The sequence below is a fragment of the Cloacibacterium normanense genome, assembly GCF_002943105.1.
Lineage (GTDB): Bacteria > Bacteroidota > Bacteroidia > Flavobacteriales > Weeksellaceae > Cloacibacterium.
In genome coordinates, this window is the sequence record NZ_PTPZ01000014.1 from 1 (window position 1) to 5,456 (window position 5,456).

A 5,456-nucleotide genomic window follows, 5' to 3' on the forward strand; every position below is an offset into this window, starting at 1 on the left:
TTTTCATGAGTATTTTTCTCATTTAAAGTATTATGCTTTCAAAATGATAGTTTGATAGGATAGGATAGAATAGTTATAAAACAAAAAATCCTCATCATGTAAATGATGAGGATTTCAAAATAAAAACTGGCGGCGACCTACTCTCCCGCGTTAGCAGTACCATCGGCGCTAGAGGGCTTAACTTCTGTGTTCGGAATGGGAACAGGTGAGCCCCTCTGCTAAAACCACCCTAAATATTGTATATAAGAGTTATGTTTATAACTTTTTTTATCGATAAAAACGTTCACAAAGAGCTAACCTTATCTCTTTCGAGTGCCTATTAGGCTATAAATCTACGGGTAATTAGTACTACTCGGCTATGACATTACTGCCTTTACACCTGTAGCCTATCAACGTCGTCATCTCCAACGACCCTTAAAAGAAGTCTCATCTCGCGGCGAGTTTCGCACTTATATGCTTTCAGTGCTTATCTCTTCCAAACATAGCTACTCAGCGGTGCACCTGGCGGTACAACTGATACACCAGAGGTTTGTTCAACACGGTCCTCTCGTACTAGAGTCAACTCCGCTCAAACTTCTAACGCCCGCAATAGATAGAGACCGAACTGTCTCACGACGTTCTGAACCCAGCTCGCGTGCCACTTTAATGGGCGAACAGCCCAACCCTTGGGACCTTCTCCAGCCCCAGGATGTGACGAGCCGACATCGAGGTGCCGAACCTCCCCGTCGATGTGAGCTCTTGGGGGAGACTAGCCTGTTATCCCCGGAGTACCTTTTATCCTATGAGCGATGGCCCTTCCATACGGAACCACCGGATCACTATGTCCTGCTTTCGCACCTGATCGACTTGTAGGTCTCACAGTCAAGCACCCTTATGCCATTACACTCTACGCACGGTTACCAAGCGTGCTGAGGGTACCTTTGAAAGCCTCCGTTACTCTTTTGGAGGCGACCACCCCAGTCAAACTACCCACCACGCAATGTCCTTCTTTCGAAGTTAGGCTCCAAGTAAACAAAGGGTGGTATTTCAACGTTGGCTCCACAAACACTAGCGTGCCTGCTTCAAAGCCTCCCACCTATCCTACACATTATTTACTCAGAGTCAATACGAAGTTATAGTAAAGGTTCACAGGGTCTTTTCGTCCCATTGCGGGTAATCGGCATCTTCACCGATACTACAATTTCACCGAGCTCGTGGCTGAGACAGTGCCCAGATCGTTACACCATTCGTGCAGGTCGGAACTTACCCGACAAGGAATTTCGCTACCTTAGGACCGTTATAGTTACGGCCGCCGTTTACTGGGGCTTCAGTCAATGCCTTCGAATTACTTCTAAGCACCTTCCTTAACCTTCCAGCACCGGGCAGGTGTCAGACCCTATACAGCATCTTTCGATTTAGCAGAGTCCTGTGTTTTTGATAAACAGTCGCCTGGGCCTCTTCACTGCGGCCAGCATTACTGCTGGCGTCTCTTCTTCCGAAGTTACGAGACTATTTTGCCTAGTTCCTTAGCCACGACTCACTCGAGCACCTTAGGATTCTCTCCTCGACTACCTGTGTCGGTTTTGGTACGGGCTGTATAAATCGCTTTTCTTGGAAGCGGGTCCTTAGGATTATCAGCGCATCCGAAGACTTGCTGTACTATCGTAACCTCGCAGTTACTTCAACGTACTATTCCGTCAGTACGCACCTAATTTCCAACTCCGTCACTTTATTATTATACAGGTACGGGAATATTAACCCGTTGTCCATCCACTACCCCTTTCGGGTTCGCGTTAGGCCCCGACTAACCCTCAGCTGATTAGCATGGCTGAGGAAACCTTAGTCTTTCGGTGAGGGGGTTTCTCGCCCCCTTTATCGTTACTTATGCCTACATTTTCTTTTCTATCCGCTCCACAATACCTCGCGATACTGCTTCGGCGCAAATAGAATGCTCCCCTACCAGATGTACTATTGTACAAATCCATAGCTTCGGTAATATGCTTATGCCCGATTATTATCCATGCCGGACCGCTCGACTAGTGAGCTGTTACGCACTCTTTAAATGAATGGCTGCTTCCAAGCCAACATCCTAGCTGTCAATGCAGTCCAACCGCGTTGTTTCAACTTAGCATATATTTGGGGACCTTAGCTGTTGGTCTGGGTTCTTTCCCTCTCGGACATGGACCTTAGCACCCATGCCCTCACTGCTGCGAAACATTTATTAGCATTCGGAGTTTGTCAGGAATTGGTAGGCGATGAAACCCCCGCATCCAATCAGTAGCTCTACCTCTAATAAACTTGTCGCAACGCTGCACCTAAATGCATTTCGGGGAGTACGAGCTATCTCCCAGTTTGATTGGCCTTTCACCCCTACCCACAGGTCATCCGAAGACTTTTCAACGTCAACCGGTTCGGTCCTCCACTCTGTGTTACCAGAGCTTCAACCTGCCCATGGGTAGATCACAAGGTTTCGCGTCTAATCCTACTAACTATGCGCCCTATTCAGACTCGCTTTCGCTCCGGCTCCGGACCTGAAGTCCTTAACCTCGCTAGTAAAATTAACTCGTAGGCTCATTATGCAAAAGGCACGCCGTCACACCATATAGGTGCTCCGACCGCTTGTAGGCGTACGGTTTCAGGTTCTATTTCACCCTTCTATTCGAAGTGCTTTTCACCTTTCCTTCACAGTACTTGTTCACTATCGGTCTTTCAGGAGTATTTAGCCTTGGAGGATGGTCCCCCCATATTCAGACAGGATTTCACGTGTCCCGCCCTACTCATTTATCATCTATGTATGCCTTTCGATTACGGGGCTATCACCCTCTACGGCTGTTCTTTCCAGAACATTCTTCTAAACATATAAAGACTTTTGGGCTAATCCGCTTTCGCTCGCCACTACTTACGGAATCTCTTCGATTTCTTTTCCTCCGGGTACTTAGATGTTTCAGTTCTCCGGGTTTGCTCCCATTGCTGGGTGACATGTCTTCAACATGCCGGGTTGCCCCATTCGGACATCTGCGGATCAATTCGTGTGTGCCAATCCCCGCAGCTTTTCGCAGCTTACCACGTCCTTCGTCGCCTCTGAAAGCCTAGGCATCCGCCATACGCCCTTAACGATTTCTTTCCTAATATTATATTAGTATATTTTTATACTCGGCACTCGAAAGTGCTCGGTTATCTCTTTGTGATGTCTTTATCGTTAATGTCAATGATCTATTTTGCTTCTTAAATGTCTAATGAACAAATATTGTTTTTGGCTCTATTCGTCTCTTTTAAATTAGACCTCTAAAACTGTGGAGAATAAGGGAGTCGAACCCTTGACCTCCTGCGTGCAAGGCAGGCGCTCTAGCCAGCTGAGCTAATTCCCCTCTAATTCTTTAGTAGTCTCGGGCAGGCTCGAACTGCCGACCTCTACATTATCAGTGTAGCGCTCTAACCAGCTGAGCTACGAGACTTTAAATCTCTTCCCTCTTACTAATGATTAGGGGTATATTTTTTTTATATCAACCAGTAAAAAAACCAAAGCGAACTGAGTAAGTTCTTATTTTAATTTTGTTTTACGTCTAATGACGCTCTAAAATGAGATGTTCCAGCCGCACCTTCCGGTACGGCTACCTTGTTACGACTTAGCCCTAGTTACTAGTTTTACCCTAGGCAGCTCCTTTTACGGTCACCGACTTCAGGTACCCCCAGCTTCCATGGCTTGACGGGCGGTGTGTACAAGGCCCGGGAACGTATTCACCGCGCCATGGCTGATGCGCGATTACTAGCGATTCCAGCTTCATAGAGTCGAGTTGCAGACTCCAATCCGAACTGAGACCGGCTTTCGAGATTTGCATCACATCGCTGTGTAGCTGCCCTCTGTACCGGCCATTGTATTACGTGTGTGGCCCAAGACGTAAGGGCCGTGATGATTTGACGTCATCCCCACCTTCCTCTCTACTTGCGTAGGCAGTCTCACTAGAGTCCCCAACTGAATGATGGCAACTAGTGACAGGGGTTGCGCTCGTTGCAGGACTTAACCTAACACCTCACGGCACGAGCTGACGACAACCATGCAGCACCTTGAAAATTGTCCGAAGAAAGATCTATTTCTAAACCTGTCAATTCCCATTTAAGTCTTGGTAAGGTTCCTCGCGTATCATCGAATTAAACCACATAATCCACCGCTTGTGCGGGCCCCCGTCAATTCCTTTGAGTTTCACTCTTGCGAGCGTACTCCCCAGGTGGCTAACTTATCACTTTCGCTTGGTCTCTGAACCCTAAAGCCCAAAAACGAGTTAGCATCGTTTACGGCGTGGACTACCAGGGTATCTAATCCTGTTCGCTCCCCACGCTTTCGTCCCTCAGCGTCAGTTATATCTTGGTAACCTGCCTTCGCAATTGGTGTTCTAAGTAATATCTATGCATTTCACCGCTACACTACTTATTCCAGCTACCTCAAATATACTCAAGACTTACAGTATCAATGGCAGTTCTATCGTTAAGCGACAGGCTTTCACCACTGACTTATAAGTCCGCCTACGGACCCTTTAAACCCAATAAATCCGGATAACGCTTGCACCCTCCGTATTACCGCGGCTGCTGGCACGGAGTTAGCCGGTGCTTATTCGTATAGTACCTTCAGCTACCCTCACGAGGATAGGTTTATCCCTATACAAAAGAAGTTTACAACCCATAGGGCAGTCGTCCTTCACGCGGGATGGCTGGTTCAGGCTTGCACCCATTGACCAATATTCCTCACTGCTGCCTCCCGTAGGAGTCTGGTCCGTGTCTCAGTACCAGTGTGGGGGATCACCCTCTCAGGCCCCCTAAAGATCATCGCCTTGGTGAGCCGTTACCTCACCAACTAGCTAATCTTGCGCGTGCCCATCTCTATCCGCCGGAGCTTTCAATATTAATTGATGCCAATCAATATGTTATGGAGTATTAATCTTCCTTTCGAAAGGCTATCCCCCAGATAAAGGCAGGTTGCACACGTGTTCCGCACCCGTACGCCGCTCTCTCATTTCCGAAGAAACAATACCGCTCGGCTTGCATGTGTTAGGCCTCCCGCTAGCGTTCATCCTGAGCCAGGATCAAACTCTCCATTGTATGTTTGTCTGACTCACTCAAAGTTGACTTCGCTTTGGTTTATTTTTTTTTACTTGGTTGTTATATTGTATTTCAAAGATCTCTTTTTCTTTCGCGCCTCAGAAAACTTTTCTGTCATCTTTCGTTTCTGATTTGCGAGTGCAAAAGTATAAATTATTTTTTAATCAACAAAACTTTTTTTGACTTTTTTTTCAAGACCGTCAGTCGCACTATTTACTTCGTTAGCTTAACTTAATTTATCTCTTTCAAAAAACTCTTTACTCTTCTGCGCTCCCTCATTTAAGGGACTGCAAAGGTAACTCTTTTTTCTAAACTTCCAAATATTTTTTTAAATATTTTTAAGTTCTCGTTTCGTATCTTTTTCTTTAATTAGCTCCTGCGCT

General features: G+C 46.5%; 2 tRNA genes and 3 rRNA genes. All 5 read right to left on the reverse strand.

Going from position 1 to position 5,456, the window contains the following annotated elements:
• Positions 1-124: 124 nt before the first annotated feature.
• The 5 genes from rrf to C3729_RS13095 all read right to left on the reverse strand — a co-directional run bounded on the left by rrf (position 125) and on the right by C3729_RS13095 (position 5,073).
• A 5S ribosomal RNA gene (rrf, locus tag C3729_RS13075) occupies positions 125-232 on the reverse strand.
• A gap of 90 nt (positions 233-322) precedes the next feature.
• Positions 323-3,103 (reverse strand): 23S ribosomal RNA (locus C3729_RS13080).
• Positions 3,104-3,273: 170 nt separating this feature from the next.
• Positions 3,274-3,347, reverse strand: a tRNA-Ala gene (locus C3729_RS13085).
• Between the two features lie 13 nt (positions 3,348-3,360).
• Positions 3,361-3,434: transfer RNA gene (locus tag C3729_RS13090), tRNA-Ile, on the reverse strand.
• 122 nt (positions 3,435-3,556) lie between these two features.
• Positions 3,557-5,073, reverse strand: a 16S ribosomal RNA gene (locus C3729_RS13095).
• Together the 16S, 23S and 5S rRNA genes with 2 tRNA genes alongside form the textbook arrangement of a ribosomal RNA operon.
• Positions 5,074-5,456: the final 383 nt, after the last annotated feature.